This is a genomic window from Neobacillus sp. DZ-9, from assembly GCF_059587065.1.
In genome coordinates this window covers 41,514-54,294 of the sequence record NZ_JCAIOL010000019.1, presented here as the reverse complement: position 1 = coordinate 54,294, position 12,781 = coordinate 41,514, and the positions used below count along the sequence as shown (strand labels likewise).

The following is a 12,781-nucleotide window of genomic DNA, read 5'->3' as shown; positions in this document are numbered from 1 at the left end:
GGTGAGCCATGAAGGACTCGAACCTTCGACCCTCTGATTAAAAGTCAGATGCTCTACCGACTGAGCTAATGGCTCATTTCATGTTCATGAGCTAATGGCTCAACAAAAGAAATGGCTGGGCTAGCTGGATTTGAACCAACGCATGTCGCAGTCAAAGTGCGATGCCTTACCGCTTGGCTATAGCCCAATAACAAAAAAAAAATTAAGTGACGGTCTGGACGGGACTCGAACCCGCGACCTCCTGCGTGACAGGCAGGCATTCTAACCAACTGAACTACCAGACCAATTTAATTAAGAAATAGAAAATGAGCCTTTTGCTCATTCCCCATTTCTGATGACCCCTACGGGATTCGAACCCGTGTTACCGCCGTGAAAGGGCGGTGTCTTAACCGCTTGACCAAGGGGCCAAAAACTTTATGGCGGAGAAGGAGGGATTTGAACCCTCGCGCCGGTTACCCGACCTACACCCTTAGCAGGGGCGCCTCTTCAGCCTCTTGAGTACTTCCCCAATATGGCTCCGCAGGTAGGACTCGAACCTACGACCGATCGGTTAACAGCCGATAGCTCTACCACTGAGCTACTGCGGAATAATATTTATTTTGCCGACACCGTTAGGCAATTGCCCTGTCGACTCTTTACATTATAATGACGAACTAATATAAAGTCAATATGATTTTTCAATAAAGACCAAAATCTTACGTTACTCTAATATCAACTCTTGTATCTTCGCCAATTTCCCTTTGCATTTTCCGCACACGTATCTACTGGTATTAATGCTTCTTTTTCTTTGATAGGATTGCTTGCATTTCGTACATTGATAGACAAGAATTTTTTTCAGAGAACGTTTTACTTTCCGTTCTGGGAGCTGATTGCAATAACGAGGAGCCCCCACTATTTTTAAAAGGGTTTTAAAGTCTTGATCACGGTGCTGATATCCTTTTTCTTCAAGGTGAAGATGGTAATGGCATAGTTCGTGTTTAATAATCCCAATTAATTCATTTTCTCCAAGCTGTTCTAAATACTTTTTGTTGATTTCAATATTATGTGTGCTTAAAAGATATCTCCCGCCAGTTGATTTTAACCTTGGATTAAAGGAAGCACGGTGCTTAAATGATTTTCCAAATGAGTTAATTGAGATTTTTTCTACCAATAACTGAAGACTTGAATCATCCACTTAAACTCCCCTCCCTTTCTCTTCGAACGTGACAACCTATTATAGCATATATTGTTTATACCCTTATTGAAGATTGCTTTTCGGGAGGTTTTTATTATGCCGACTTGGTTTCAAAACCAAATGAAAAGAGCTTTCTATGAAAAGAACCGCTACCAGATCAAGATGTTAAACCAGTGCTGGTTTTTTTACAGAAAAAAACACTGCTCGTAAAAGCAGTGTTTTCTCTTTAATTAAGATGGCTGGAGCATGGTTAGGGCAACCCTGCCTTTTTTCATATCAACGGAATCTACCCAAACAGTAACTACATCACCAACAGATACGATATCTAATGGATGTTTTACAAATCGGTTGCTCAGTTTTGAAATATGAACAAGACCGTCTTGTTTAACACCAATATCAACAAATGCACCGAAATCCACAACATTACGAACAGTACCTTGGAGCTCCATACCGGATTTTAGATCTTCTAGTTTTAATACATCTTTTTTCAAGAGTGGACGAGGTAAGTCATCGCGCGGGTCTCTCTCAGGTCTCACCAAAGCATCAACGATATCTTTTAACGTTAATTCGCCAATCGCCAATTCTTCAGAAACAGACTTTAAGTCAAAACCGCTTAATGCAATTTTTAACTCTTCGGAACCTAAATCATCCGTAGTAAAGCCCAGTTTAGCTAGTAGTTTCTTTACCTCGTCATAGTTTTCCGGATGAATTCCTGTCCGGTCTAGCGGCTGTTTACCATCTATTACTCGTAAAAAGCCAATAGCCTGTTCATAGGTTTTCGCACCAAGGCGTGGCACTTTCTTCAACTGGACCCTGCTTGTGAATTTACCTGTCTCTTCTCGCATTTTAACAATATTGTTTGCAGCTGTTTTGTTTAAACCCGCAACATATTGTAAAAGAGAGGATGATGCGGTATTCACGTTTACACCTACACGGTTAACTGCTGTTTCTACGACAAAATGCAACGATCCTGAAAGTCTTTTTTGTGAAACATCATGCTGGTATTGTCCTACACCGACTGATTTCGGGTCGATTTTTACCAATTCAGCTAATGGATCCTGCAACCGTCTTGCAATAGATACCGCGCTTCTTTCTTCAACCTGGAAATTCGGGAATTCTTCCCTTGCCAAGTCAGAGGCGGAGTACACACTGGCGCCAGCTTCATTGACAATCAAATAGAAGATTTCTTCATCCATTTCTTTTAAAATATCAGCGACGAACTGCTCTGTTTCCCTTGATGCAGTACCGTTCCCGATTGCCGCCATTTCTACCTTATATTCACGCAAGATGTTAATAAACTTTTCTCGCGCCTCTTTTGCTTTGAAATCAGAAAGATGTGGATAGATCACATCAATTTTCAGCACTTTTCCCGTTTCATCCACGACGGCTAATTTACAGCCTGTCCGGTAAGCCGGATCGACACCAATGACGACTTTTCCCTTCAATGGCGGCTGCAATAATAAATTACGCAGGTTCTCGGAAAAAATATGAATCGCTTGTTCCTCTGCTTTATCTGTTAACTCAGAGCGGATTTCACGCTCAATTGATGGTTGAATCAAGCGTTTATAGCTGTCTTCTATTGCTTCTAACACGATTGGCGCTGCAGATGAGTTTGTCTTATGGATCCATTTTTTTGATAAATAAGACAGGATTAAGTCGGGATTTATTTTTACGGAGACTCGTAGAATGTCTTCTTTTTCGCCACGATTTAAAGCTAATATTCGGTGAGGAACGATTTTGTTTACAGGCTCTTCGTACTCATAGTACATTTCATAAACGTTTTTCTCGTCCTTTTCTGCCTCTTTTACCGTAGAAGCAACTGTACCGGATTTAGTTGTTTCTTTACGAATCCATTTACGGCCTTCAGCATCATCAGATACCATTTCAGCGATGATGTCTTTCGCACCCGCGATAGCCTCTTCAATCGTTAGGACTTCTTTTTCCTCGGATAAAAATTCCCTTGCTTTCTCTTCGATGTTTTCGTTCGAAAAAGTTAGGAGCCACTCGGCCAATGGCTCGAGACCTTTTTCTTTTGCGATGGTGGCCTTGGTTCGTCTTTTCTGTTTGTATGGACGATATAAGTCTTCTATCTCTTGAAGTTTTTCAGCCTTCGTTATATTCTGCTGGAGTTCATCGGTTAATTTACCCTGTTCGGTGATGATGCGGATAACTTCTTCTTTTCTTTGTTCAAGGTTTTGTATGTATTGCCAGCGTTCCAGGATATTGCGGATTTGTACTTCATCGAGAGCGCCGGTCATTTCTTTACGGTAGCGTGCAATAAATGGTACTGTATTTCCTTCATTTAATAGAGAGATAACATTTTTAACTTGCTTGTAGGGAATAGCAAGTTCGGTGGCAATTTTCCCTAACAACTGATCTTCTTTTACCATTGTTTCAGTCACAAGAATAATCCTCCAATCTTTTTTCTTATTGTATCAAATTAGCAGGGTCGTTTCATTAAACGAGTGTTGCCCACTTTTTTCATGACCGACTTTTTCATGGTCGCGGATATTTTGAAGTGCTCTTATCGACCAACTCTCCTCTTTTTTCTTGACTACGAGCTTTATGAACCGTTCTTATCGACCGTCACTCCTCTTTTTTCTTGCCCACGGGCTTTATGAACCGCTCAGAGTGACCGCGACACTCCTTTTTTCCCCTTCACGGGCACAATTAGTCCCACTTAAATTTTTATAAAAAAAAGCAAGCCACGAAAGCTTGCTTCTAAGCAGTATTAAGTATAAGGGCAGAATATGTATGAAAAAACGCCCTTTAAAAAAGAGCGTTAATTTAACTAAAATTCAATGAGACCTAAGCTGACTTGCAAGGCTTCATCCACTTTCTCCATCATTTCGTCATCGAGATGGGTAATTTTATCGGTTAACCGTTGCTTATCAATTGTACGAATCTGCTCTAACAGAATGACCGAATCCCGTTCAAATCCGTAGCGCTTCGCATCAATTTCTACATGAGTTGGGAGCTTCGCTTTTTGTATTTGAGCTGTAATCGCTGCAACAATCACTGTGGGACTAAACCGATTCCCGATGTCGTTTTGGATGACAAGTACAGGACGGACGCCGCCTTGTTCAGAACCAACAACTGGGGATAGGTCCGCGAAATAAACGTCACCACGCTTGACAATCAAAGGTTTATCCTCCGCTTACAAGACGTTCAACTGTGTGTTCTGCCTCATATTCTGCTTGAAATGCTTCAGATGCAATTCGAAGATTAATCTTGGCCATTTCCATGTATCCTCGTCTCATGGACTCGCGAATTTGTCTCTTTTTACGTTCGCGTAAATACATTTTTGTTGCCTGGTAGATAAACTCGCTTCGGTTTACATTTTCTTGCTTTACGAAACCATCTAACTCAGTTAATAAGTGTTGCGGTAACTTCACTAAGATTTCCGTAGTTGCGCCAATTTCAGACACAAACATACACCTCCACCATCACTACACACCATTTTTTATCTGTACCATATTTTATAATAACACTAAACGAGCCCAATTCATAGATTAAATATAATTCTACTGTATTATAAGCCAATAAAAGCCTTTTTTATGCACAAACAACCGCAATATCATAAATATGTTAAAATTTCATTTTTTAACCCAGTTATTCATCGAGCAAGTAATTTTTTATCTCGACAATTTTACCGCCTTTTTTGTAAAGCCGTGGAACACGCCCTGCTACCATACAAGGGATTTCGTAATTAATCGTTTCCAATTTGGCAGCAATCTCATTGATTGATATCGTTTGATTACCGTCTGACCCGATTAACGTTACATTTGTTCCAACCGGAACCTCATAAGGAAGGCGAATCATGCATTGATCCATACATATTCTGCCAACAATCGGCACCCGTTTCCCATCCACCAGAACTTCTTGGCTGGACAACTTACGAATCCATCCGTCAGCATAACCGATGGGAATCGTTCCAATCCATTCCTCTTTACCTGCTTCATACGTTGCCCCATAACTCACTTTATCGCCTTTTTGAAGCTTTTTCACATGGACAAGCCGGGCTTTTAATGAAAAGGCCTCTTTTAAAGAAAAAGGAATTTCTTTTTCCATCTCAAGCGATGGTGTTAAGCCGTACATCGCAATCCCAAGACGCACTGCATTAAAGTAAGCTTTCGGAAAACGAATGGCAGCGGCACTATTGCTGGAGTGAACATATTTCGGCCGCTTCGTTAACGCCGTCAGCAGATTTTCAAACGCAGATAATTGCTGCTGAAAATAGGTTTGATCCAGTTCATCAGCAGTCGCAAAATGAGTATAGATTCCTTCCAAAAGAAACCCTGACTCATTCGACATCATGTGCTCCAATTCTTTTAACTCTTCGCTGCTGCGAATGCCAAGTCTCCCCATGCCCGTATCAACCTTTATATGAACGGTTAGCTTCTCATCGGGTTGCAAATGTTTTTTTGCTTCCTCAAGCCATTCTTTTTGGAAAACGGTGAGAGTGATCTGATTTTTCGCAGCCATTTGCACATCTTGTGGACGAGAAGCACCTAATACGAGAATGGGAGCTCGAATGCCTTTTTTCCGTAATGCGATGGCTTCATCCATAAACGCAACTGCTAGATATGCAGCCCCTGCGGCCAAAGCGGTTTCAGCCACCTTAGCATCTCCATGGCCGTAAGCATTAGCTTTCACAACCGCGATGATATCAACCTCTTTAGGGAGATGATTTTTAATGGAGGTAACATTTGATTCTATACAATCTAAATCCACTTCAGCCCAAGTATCGCGATAAAAATGATCAAGACTTTCCATAATTCCACTTCCTAAAATGAGTTATCACATTATTATATATTACCATAAAAAAACAGGCTCTAGGATAGAGCCTGTAACGTAAGTGTTTATTTTACCGCATCACCTTGAACAGATTGTGCAACATCAATCAATTCTTCCTTGGATAGGTTTTTCGAAGCAATCATGTAATCGACGCCATCATGTGACCAGGAGATGGAATGATCGGTTACTGCTCCGATAGTTAATCCTAAATCAACGATATCTCCTTCAACATAGGTAGGAGCCGTTGCTTCTTTTACCGTTACTTTTTCTTGGACGAGTGTAAATGATTTTTTGCCATCATAGGTGAGGACGACCCTTTTTCCATTTTTGATCTTCACTTCTTTTTCCCCGATTAACTTCGTTCCTTTAAGCTCAGCCGTTGGATACTTCACCGTGAAGGCCTTGTCGCCGCCGTCCGCCATGGCCGGTAAATGAAGCTGAGCGCGAGTCATGTTCTTCTTCATATCGAAAGCGTCCTTGTCGAAGCTGGCGTTAAATTTCACCTTGGAGAACTCCACTGTTACCAAAGCATTTCGATCAGGATCCATCACTTTGACAACAGCTGGTGATAAATCTTTTTTATTCAGTTTAATTTCCTGGAATGGAAGCATACTATTGTTTTGATAACGGGTTTTCGTTTCAAATACATAGTAATCCTTTGTTGTCGAGAATTTGGCGCTTTTATCAGCGACAATATCCTTGATCAACGATTCATACAGGTAAGCTTGGCTGCTGTTTTGCGGCCAATCACTTTGGAAGCGGAAGCTTTTATTTAGCGCAGGTGTTAAGACAAATACCCCTTGTTCATTACGCAAGATCATTTGGCTTTGATCCTTTTCGGCATTTTTCAAATTCACTCGATAAAAGGTAGGATCTTTATGCCAGATTTCAACGTTATAAACTTGAGAATCGGAGCCCATTTTTAATGTCATTTTAGCATTGACTTTATACCCGGACAGATCTCCCAGTTTACTATTTAGCTCCTTTACCACATCCTCTTGCGATTTAGAGCCACAGGCAGCAAGCATGAAGATGACCATCAGTCCCGTCATGAGCAGCAACAACTTTTTCCTCATTCCTTCAACCCCTTCTTGTCTCATTTCATATGATTATAAGAAGAGAAAGGCAGGGAATGCCCATAGTTGACCTTGTCTCTCCTATCTCCCTATGAATATATGAGACAACCTTTGGGTTTATGATAAGGAGATTGCCAAGCTGTTTAAAAAAATATATCCTTATTCTTCAATCACCACTTGAGCAACTGCATAATCACGACTGTGTGAAATAGATAAATGTGCTCTAACCTCAGGTTTAACGATCATAGGCTTACCAAATGAATCGGAAGCAATTTCAATATCTAAAAAAGATAACTCCTTGCCGATTCCAGTACCACAGGCTTTTGAAAAAGCCTCTTTTGCTGCAAATCTTCCTGCTAGAAATTCAACTTTACGGCGTTCGGAAAGAGTTTCTAGTGAATCCTTTTCACGGGCAGTTAAAATCCTCTCTGCAAATTTACCCTGTCTATTTAGCAATTCCTGAATCCTGGAGAGTTCAATAATATCAATGCCAATCCCTTTAATCATCGTTTATCTTCCTTCTATTTAAATTCTTACTAGCATATTAGTGTACAAGATGGCAATTCTGTTTATGATGGTAATGAGAGGAGGTCAATAATGTTTACCAGAACCGAAAGCTTTCGTGAATTTATCCGCTTTTATCCGATTGTTTCTATTATTATTGCCATTCATGTAGGATTATATCTTTTAACTATTTTACCAATCTTTCCAAACGATTGGTTCTACGAACACCTTTCCGGCGTCAATCTTAATATTAGGCAAGGGGAAATTTGGAGACTGATTACACCGACATTCATGCACGGCAATTTTCCACATATGCTGTTTAATAGTTTTTCGCTTGTGTTATTTGGGCCGGCCCTTGAGCGTATGCTAGGGTCCGGAAGATTTATGTTCGTGTATCTCGTCAGCGGATTCATCGCCAATCTAGCAACGCTGCTTCTTGAGCCGAAATCGTACATGCATGTTGGCTCAAGCGGTGCAATATTTGGACTGTTTGGATATTACATTGCGATTATTATTTTTCGGAAACATATGCTTACAAAACAAAATTCTCAAATTATTATTACCATTTCTGTTGTCAGTGTGATCATGACCTTTTTACAGCCAAATATAAACATCACTGCCCATTTGTTTGGGCTGCTTGGCGGATTTTTACTTGGCGCCATTCCTTATTTTAATAAAAAAGATTTGGCCGATTCCATTCATGTAACGGCAAGCTGGGCTGGAAGCCAAAGAAAAAATTTCTCTTTTCAATCTCCCATAAAGATTATTATTTGGGGAGCGATTATTATTATCGCCATTATTGGTTTTTTAGCGCAAAGGTAAAAGAGATTGCAAACGAAGCTAGACCTCGGTGCAGTCCCCTTTTTTATTTCTTGAATACCATTCAAAGATTTCCTCAATATCCCTTTTTTCTAAATCAAGGACAGATCCGCCTCCAGCACCGACTCCCGATTTTACATTGGCTTCGATGGTTCCTAGGTTTCGTTTCCGTTGAAAGTGGCTTTCTCTCGTTTTTAAGCTCTGAATTTTATTTTTCTTCATAAAAACGGTTGTCCGTTTTATAAACTGAAACCTCAGGCTTAGCTGCTGCTCATTGAGAGCCCATCCAGCAGCCTTGTATTTTTGTATTGCCCAAATGGTTACAAGCGCTAATAAAACGAAAGAAAGCATACCCCATACTTTTAAAAAGATAAGTGAAATAAGGACAATGGGAATTACGAAGTACCAGGTGCGTAAAATATACCGCCACTTCGCCCGTTTAGGGGCAGGGTTGAAAGAATTCGCAAAGATATAATCAGGTAAATGAGGCTCGATAATTGATTGAATTTGCTTCACTTTTACAATCGGCAAAAGAGTGACATTTGCACCTTCGAGATTCGCTGTGGAGCCGCCTGCACTTTCAATAGTGACCGTACCGCAGCCAAGAAAGTGCCTGACAAGAGTTTCACTAACGCGGATGGCCTGTATGCGGTTCAAAGGAATAGTAATTTGCCTTTTTTCTAACAATCCCTGTGAAATGATGAAATCCTTTTCTGTTTTCATCACGGTAAAATTCGCATATTTCAGCATCGTCATGACCAGTGCGATCAGCCATGCAAGGAAAAACCCAAGAAACACGATGATGGCGATGATAAATAAATTATGTACCGCCCATTTTTCAAAACCGCCAAATAATCGTTGATACGGAATGAGGTCGTCTAATTGCGAAAGCAAAGCAAGTACGGCAGATATCACAACTCCAATGCCGCCTGATGTTAATGAAAGAATCATTAATTGGCCGAAAGAAATTTTAAAAACGGGCTGTCCTTCTTGAACAAACTGTGTCTCTCCCGCTCCACCATTTTTTGCGGCGGCTACATACTCTTGAATCAGCCTGGCTTCTTCTTTGGAAATGGCCGAAAGGACCGCTTCGGCCTCTTCACCGCCACCGCCGCCAGCAGTTTCGATTTGCACCTTCACTAATCCAAATATTCGCTGCAAAATCCCTTCAGTCAAATCGATGCTTTGAATCCGTTCAAATGGAATATAACGTTTCTTGCGGATAAAGACTCCATGTTCAATCCGAAGTTCATTGTTTTCGAAACGAAAAGTAAACCTTAACCAGGATAGTATCCCTGTTAATAAAATAATCAATACAACGACTAAAGAAATGACCAAAGAACCCACTAAACCTTCCTTGCCATGCCGGCCAACAGAGATGATAAAGGCAATCCCAGGCAGGGCGAGACCTTTTAATCTCTTACCAGTTTGTATCACACTTGCGATTGGATGAAGCCGTTTTGGTTTAGACATCTTCTTCCGCCACCCTTGCCAATTTTGAAATAAAGAATCGCAATTCCTCTGCTTCACTCTCTTCCAGGGCAGGAATCTCATGGGCAGTAGCGGCCGTATGAACAACCACAGAGGCAAGCTTATATTTTCGTAAAATTGGCCCCTGCACGGTATCCACATGCTGGACCCGAACCATCGGGACAAGCGTGCGGCTGATGATAAAAATTCCTTCCTGCAATTCAATTTCCTCTTCGCGCACCTCATATCGCCAGCGCTTCCATCTTAAAGCTGGAAATAGAATAATATGTAAAAAGGGAAAAATCACTCCAAGCACGATTAAGAGGACGGAAATCCAAAAAGGCCAGTCGAAAATATGTATGAGGAAAAGGAATAAAGCGGTGATCGACCAGCCAATTGCTGATTTAATGATACCTGAGATGCGCCACACCTTTAGGGCTTTTGCAGAAATTCGTTTTTGCGGTTCAGAGAACATAGAACCTTCCTCCTAACATCCCAATTAGTATACTTAAAAAAGCATGGATATAATATCCATGCTTTTTGTCTTAATGGTTAAAGCTTCTTGGCTTTGATGATTTACCGCCAGTTCTTTTTTCACCAGTTCTTGGCTTTACCGGTGCTTTTTTTCGGCGATCCGAGCTATAGCCGCGTGAATCGTCCTTGCGGCGGCGGTCACGATCATTATACGGCTTTCTTTCCCGTTTTTGTGGAAGAGGTGCTTCATCTGTTAATTTAACTGGAGTTGTATCCGGTTCTTTTGTTAACATCTTCAGTACTGCAGCAACAACTGTTGTTGCATCATTTGCTTCTAACAATTCATCTGCAGCCGCTTTGTAATAATGAAGATTGTTGGACTCAATTGTTTGCGTGATCTTGTCAACAACTGCACGTTGTTGACCTTCTAACGCTTCATCAAGAGTTGGTGCCTTCATTCTTTCCATTTTGCGTTTCGTTGTTTTTTCAACCACAGAAAGGTAAGACTTTTCACGTGGTGTAATGAATGTCATTGCTACGCCTGTTTTTCCGGCACGGCCAGTACGTCCAATACGGTGAACATAGCTTTCTGGATCCTGCGGAATATCGAAATTGTATACATGGGTAACGCCAGAGATATCAAGACCACGTGCTGCTACGTCTGTTGCGACAAGAACATCAATGGTTCCTTCTTTAAATTTACGAAGAACCTGCAGACGCTTTGCCTGGCTTAGGTCGCCATGAATACCTTCTGCCGTATAACCTCTTAGGTTCAATGCCTCAGATAATTCATCGACACGGCGTTTAGTACGTCCAAAAACAATCGCCAGCTCCGGTGATTGAATATCCAATAGTCTTGTTAACACATCAAATTTGTTTTTCTCTTGTGTTTCAAGATAGTACTGTTCAATTAATGGAACCGTCATTTCTTTCGTTTTCACACGAACAATCTGAGGGTCCTTCATGAATTTCTCAGCCATTCTTTGAATTGGTCCCGGCATTGTAGCTGAGAAAAGTAATGTTTGACGCTCAGCAGGTGTAGATGCAAGAATAGACTCAATATCTTCAATGAATCCCATATTTAACATTTCATCTGCTTCATCAAGAATAACTGTGTTAACAGTATCTAAGCGCATTGTCTTTCTGTTGATATGGTCTAACACACGTCCAGGAGTACCAACAATAATGTGAGGGGCTTTCTTTAATGATCGGATTTGGCGTCCAATATCCTGTCCTCCATAAATTGGAAGCACACGAACTCTTTTACCCGCTCCGATTTTATAAAGTTCCTCTGATACTTGAATCGCTAATTCCCGAGTTGGTGCAATAATAATCCCTTGGATCGCATCAGCAGTCGTATCAATTTTTTCAACCAATGGAATTCCAAATGCAGCGGTTTTACCAGTTCCTGTTTGAGCTTGGCCGATCAAGTCTTTATTTTCTAGGCTCAATGGAATCGTTTCTGCTTGGATTGGGGTCGCTTCCTCAAAACCCATTTTGAGGACAGCTTTTAAAGTGGCCTGACTTAGGCCTAAGTCTTGAAACTTCGTCAATGTTTTCAATCTCCTTCATCTATATGAAAATATTTTATATCGTGCTGAATATTTTTTCCGATACGCATCAGTTACATCATTATTTTACCAAAAAAAAGACATTCTCCAAAGGAGTATGCCCTATTTTCATCGTTCTTTAGACACGTTGATGATAATCATACCATTTTCATTAGTATAATGCAATAAAGACAATTTCTATACATCCTTACTGCTCATCAAAAAATCCAATACTTGGGAAAATAGGGCCTCTTTTTCCTCGCAATGACAAATATGATGTTTCGACTGTTTAATATACGTGAGTTTTTTTTGATTCGCACCAATCGTCTGATATAAGTATTCAGCACTTTTCGGCGGCACAATCCCGTCACACTCTCCTTGTGCGATTAAAGTTGGCGTCTGTACCTGATGCAGCATAGGTTTGATAAAGGAAACAAGACGACGGAATTGCAAGGTGGCCGCAAGTGGGGTTTCTGTTATTTTTCTTTTATAGCGCTGAAATAATTCATTCTTCTGTAAGTTTCCATTTACTGAATCCTTCAGGACAGAGAAAATATCTGCAGCCAATTGTTTAGGATTCACATAAAAGGCAGCCGCACTTAATAAAACAAGCTTGTCCACATGATATTGGGCTGCCAGAAAGCTGGCAATCATGCCTCCCATGGAAAAGCCAATCACATACACGGTATCACAAACTTCGATTAGACTTTTCAATTCTTCCTCAGCATGATGAATCCACTCATCAAAGTGGATCCCTTTTAACGACCCAGACTCACCATGACCAGGCAGGGTCGGAACACTGAATATCCAATCCGTTCGCTCTTTCAAGTACTCTACAAGCGGTTCAACTTCATAAGGTGCGCCCGTAAAACCATGAATACATAAACAGCCAATCATAATTGCTCACCTGCCGTTAA

General features: G+C 40.9%; 13 protein-coding genes and 6 tRNA genes. 2 read left to right on the top strand and 17 right to left on the bottom strand.

All coding sequences use genetic code 11. The features are described from left to right. Nucleotides 1-2: 2 nt before the first annotated feature. The 7 genes from AC59HZ_RS29640 to AC59HZ_RS29610 form a co-directional block, all read right to left on the bottom strand. Nucleotides 3-75 (bottom strand) — tRNA-Lys (locus AC59HZ_RS29640). Nucleotides 76-112: 37 nt separating this feature from the next. Next, nucleotides 113-187: transfer RNA gene (locus tag AC59HZ_RS29635), tRNA-Gln, on the bottom strand. A 23-nt stretch (nucleotides 188-210) separates the two neighbouring features. Continuing rightward, nucleotides 211-284: transfer RNA gene (locus AC59HZ_RS29630), tRNA-Asp, on the bottom strand. A gap of 51 nt (nucleotides 285-335) precedes the next feature. Continuing rightward, nucleotides 336-407, bottom strand: a tRNA-Glu gene (locus AC59HZ_RS29625). Nucleotides 408-417: 10 nt separating this feature from the next. Further along, nucleotides 418-508: transfer RNA gene (locus AC59HZ_RS29620), tRNA-Ser, on the bottom strand. Nucleotides 509-512: 4 nt separating this feature from the next. Continuing rightward, nucleotides 513-587, bottom strand: a tRNA-Asn gene (locus AC59HZ_RS29615). A gap of 113 nt (nucleotides 588-700) precedes the next feature. After that, nucleotides 701-1,174, bottom strand: a complete 474-nt coding sequence (locus tag AC59HZ_RS29610; protein ID WP_496549313.1) for a SprT family protein — start codon at nucleotides 1,172-1,174, stop codon at nucleotides 701-703. 96 nt (nucleotides 1,175-1,270) lie between these two features. Between AC59HZ_RS29610 and cmpA the strand changes: the two genes are divergently transcribed. Then, complete coding sequence (gene cmpA / locus AC59HZ_RS29605) at nucleotides 1,271-1,384, top strand: cortex morphogenetic protein CmpA (RefSeq protein WP_223596335.1); 114 nt, start codon at nucleotides 1,271-1,273, stop codon at nucleotides 1,382-1,384. Nucleotides 1,385-1,404: 20 nt separating this feature from the next. Here the strand turns inward: cmpA and AC59HZ_RS29600 are convergent, their stop codons facing one another. The 6 genes from AC59HZ_RS29600 to acpS all read right to left on the bottom strand — a co-directional run bounded on the left by AC59HZ_RS29600 (nucleotide 1,405) and on the right by acpS (nucleotide 7,554). Continuing rightward, nucleotides 1,405-3,564 carry a Tex family protein gene (locus tag AC59HZ_RS29600; RefSeq protein WP_496549315.1) on the bottom strand — a complete coding sequence of 720 codons (2,160 nt, stop codon included), beginning with the start codon at nucleotides 3,562-3,564 and terminating at the stop codon, nucleotides 1,405-1,407. 401 nt (nucleotides 3,565-3,965) lie between these two features. Continuing rightward, nucleotides 3,966-4,316, bottom strand: a complete 351-nt coding sequence (gene ndoA, locus AC59HZ_RS29595; RefSeq protein ID WP_007083556.1) for a type II toxin-antitoxin system endoribonuclease NdoA — start codon at nucleotides 4,314-4,316, stop codon at nucleotides 3,966-3,968. Nucleotides 4,317-4,320: 4 nt separating this feature from the next. Then, the gene (locus AC59HZ_RS29590) at nucleotides 4,321-4,602 is read right to left on the bottom strand and encodes a CopG family ribbon-helix-helix protein (protein ID WP_496549312.1); all 282 of its coding nucleotides are present in this window, start codon (nucleotides 4,600-4,602) and stop codon (nucleotides 4,321-4,323) included. A 184-nt stretch (nucleotides 4,603-4,786) separates the two neighbouring features. Continuing rightward, the gene (alr, locus tag AC59HZ_RS29585) at nucleotides 4,787-5,950 is read right to left on the bottom strand and encodes an alanine racemase (RefSeq protein ID WP_496549311.1); all 1,164 of its coding nucleotides are present in this window, start codon (nucleotides 5,948-5,950) and stop codon (nucleotides 4,787-4,789) included. Between the two features lie 86 nt (nucleotides 5,951-6,036). Continuing rightward, the gene (locus AC59HZ_RS29580; protein WP_496549310.1) at nucleotides 6,037-7,047 is read right to left on the bottom strand and encodes a LolA family protein; all 1,011 of its coding nucleotides are present in this window, start codon (nucleotides 7,045-7,047) and stop codon (nucleotides 6,037-6,039) included. 159 nt (nucleotides 7,048-7,206) lie between these two features. Beyond that, nucleotides 7,207-7,554 (bottom strand): holo-ACP synthase, encoded by a 348-nt coding sequence (gene acpS, locus AC59HZ_RS29575; protein ID WP_496549309.1) that lies wholly within the window; start codon nucleotides 7,552-7,554, stop codon nucleotides 7,207-7,209. A 90-nt stretch (nucleotides 7,555-7,644) separates the two neighbouring features. Between acpS and AC59HZ_RS29570 the strand changes: the two genes are divergently transcribed. Continuing rightward, complete coding sequence (locus tag AC59HZ_RS29570; protein WP_496549308.1) at nucleotides 7,645-8,373, top strand: rhomboid family intramembrane serine protease; 729 nt, start codon at nucleotides 7,645-7,647, stop codon at nucleotides 8,371-8,373. 18 nt (nucleotides 8,374-8,391) lie between these two features. On the opposite strand, the gene AC59HZ_RS29565 is transcribed toward AC59HZ_RS29570, so the two are convergent. The 4 genes from AC59HZ_RS29565 to AC59HZ_RS29550 form a co-directional block, all read right to left on the bottom strand. Next, nucleotides 8,392-9,843 carry a PH domain-containing protein gene (locus tag AC59HZ_RS29565; protein WP_496549307.1) on the bottom strand — a complete coding sequence of 484 codons (1,452 nt, stop codon included), beginning with the start codon at nucleotides 9,841-9,843 and terminating at the stop codon, nucleotides 8,392-8,394. Then, nucleotides 9,836-10,315 carry a PH domain-containing protein gene (locus AC59HZ_RS29560; protein WP_430072803.1) on the bottom strand — a complete coding sequence of 160 codons (480 nt, stop codon included), beginning with the start codon at nucleotides 10,313-10,315 and terminating at the stop codon, nucleotides 9,836-9,838. The genes AC59HZ_RS29565 and AC59HZ_RS29560 overlap by 8 nt, the downstream gene beginning before the upstream one ends. Before the next feature lie 70 nt (nucleotides 10,316-10,385). After that, complete coding sequence (cshA, locus tag AC59HZ_RS29555; RefSeq protein WP_430072817.1) at nucleotides 10,386-11,810, bottom strand: degradosome RNA helicase CshA; 1,425 nt, start codon at nucleotides 11,808-11,810, stop codon at nucleotides 10,386-10,388. Nucleotides 11,811-12,062: 252 nt separating this feature from the next. After that, complete coding sequence (locus AC59HZ_RS29550; RefSeq protein WP_496549306.1) at nucleotides 12,063-12,761, bottom strand: alpha/beta hydrolase; 699 nt, start codon at nucleotides 12,759-12,761, stop codon at nucleotides 12,063-12,065. Between the last annotated feature and the right edge of the window lie 20 nt (nucleotides 12,762-12,781).

Bases quoted from the DNA above. Each gene is read 5' to 3' on its own strand.
- AC59HZ_RS29570 (WP_496549308.1), top strand. From the start codon at position 7,645: ATGTTTACCAGAACCGAAAGCTTTCGTGAATTTATCCGCTTTTATCCG.
- AC59HZ_RS29560 (WP_430072803.1), bottom strand. From the start codon at position 10,315: ATGTTCTCTGAACCGCAAAAACGAATTTCTGCAAAAGCCCTAAAGGTG.
- alr (WP_496549311.1), bottom strand. From the start codon at position 5,950: ATGGAAAGTCTTGATCATTTTTATCGCGATACTTGGGCTGAAGTGGAT.
- AC59HZ_RS29600 (WP_496549315.1), bottom strand. From the start codon at position 3,564: ATGGTAAAAGAAGATCAGTTGTTAGGGAAAATTGCCACCGAACTTGCT.
- AC59HZ_RS29580 (WP_496549310.1), bottom strand. From the start codon at position 7,047: ATGAGGAAAAAGTTGTTGCTGCTCATGACGGGACTGATGGTCATCTTC.
- AC59HZ_RS29550 (WP_496549306.1), bottom strand. From the start codon at position 12,761: ATGATTGGCTGTTTATGTATTCATGGTTTTACGGGCGCACCTTATGAA.
- acpS (WP_496549309.1), bottom strand. From the start codon at position 7,554: ATGATTAAAGGGATTGGCATTGATATTATTGAACTCTCCAGGATTCAG.
- AC59HZ_RS29565 (WP_496549307.1), bottom strand. From the start codon at position 9,843: ATGTCTAAACCAAAACGGCTTCATCCAATCGCAAGTGTGATACAAACT.
- cshA (WP_430072817.1), bottom strand. From the start codon at position 11,810: ATGGGTTTTGAGGAAGCGACCCCAATCCAAGCAGAAACGATTCCATTG.
- cmpA (WP_223596335.1), top strand. From the start codon at position 1,271: ATGCCGACTTGGTTTCAAAACCAAATGAAAAGAGCTTTCTATGAAAAG.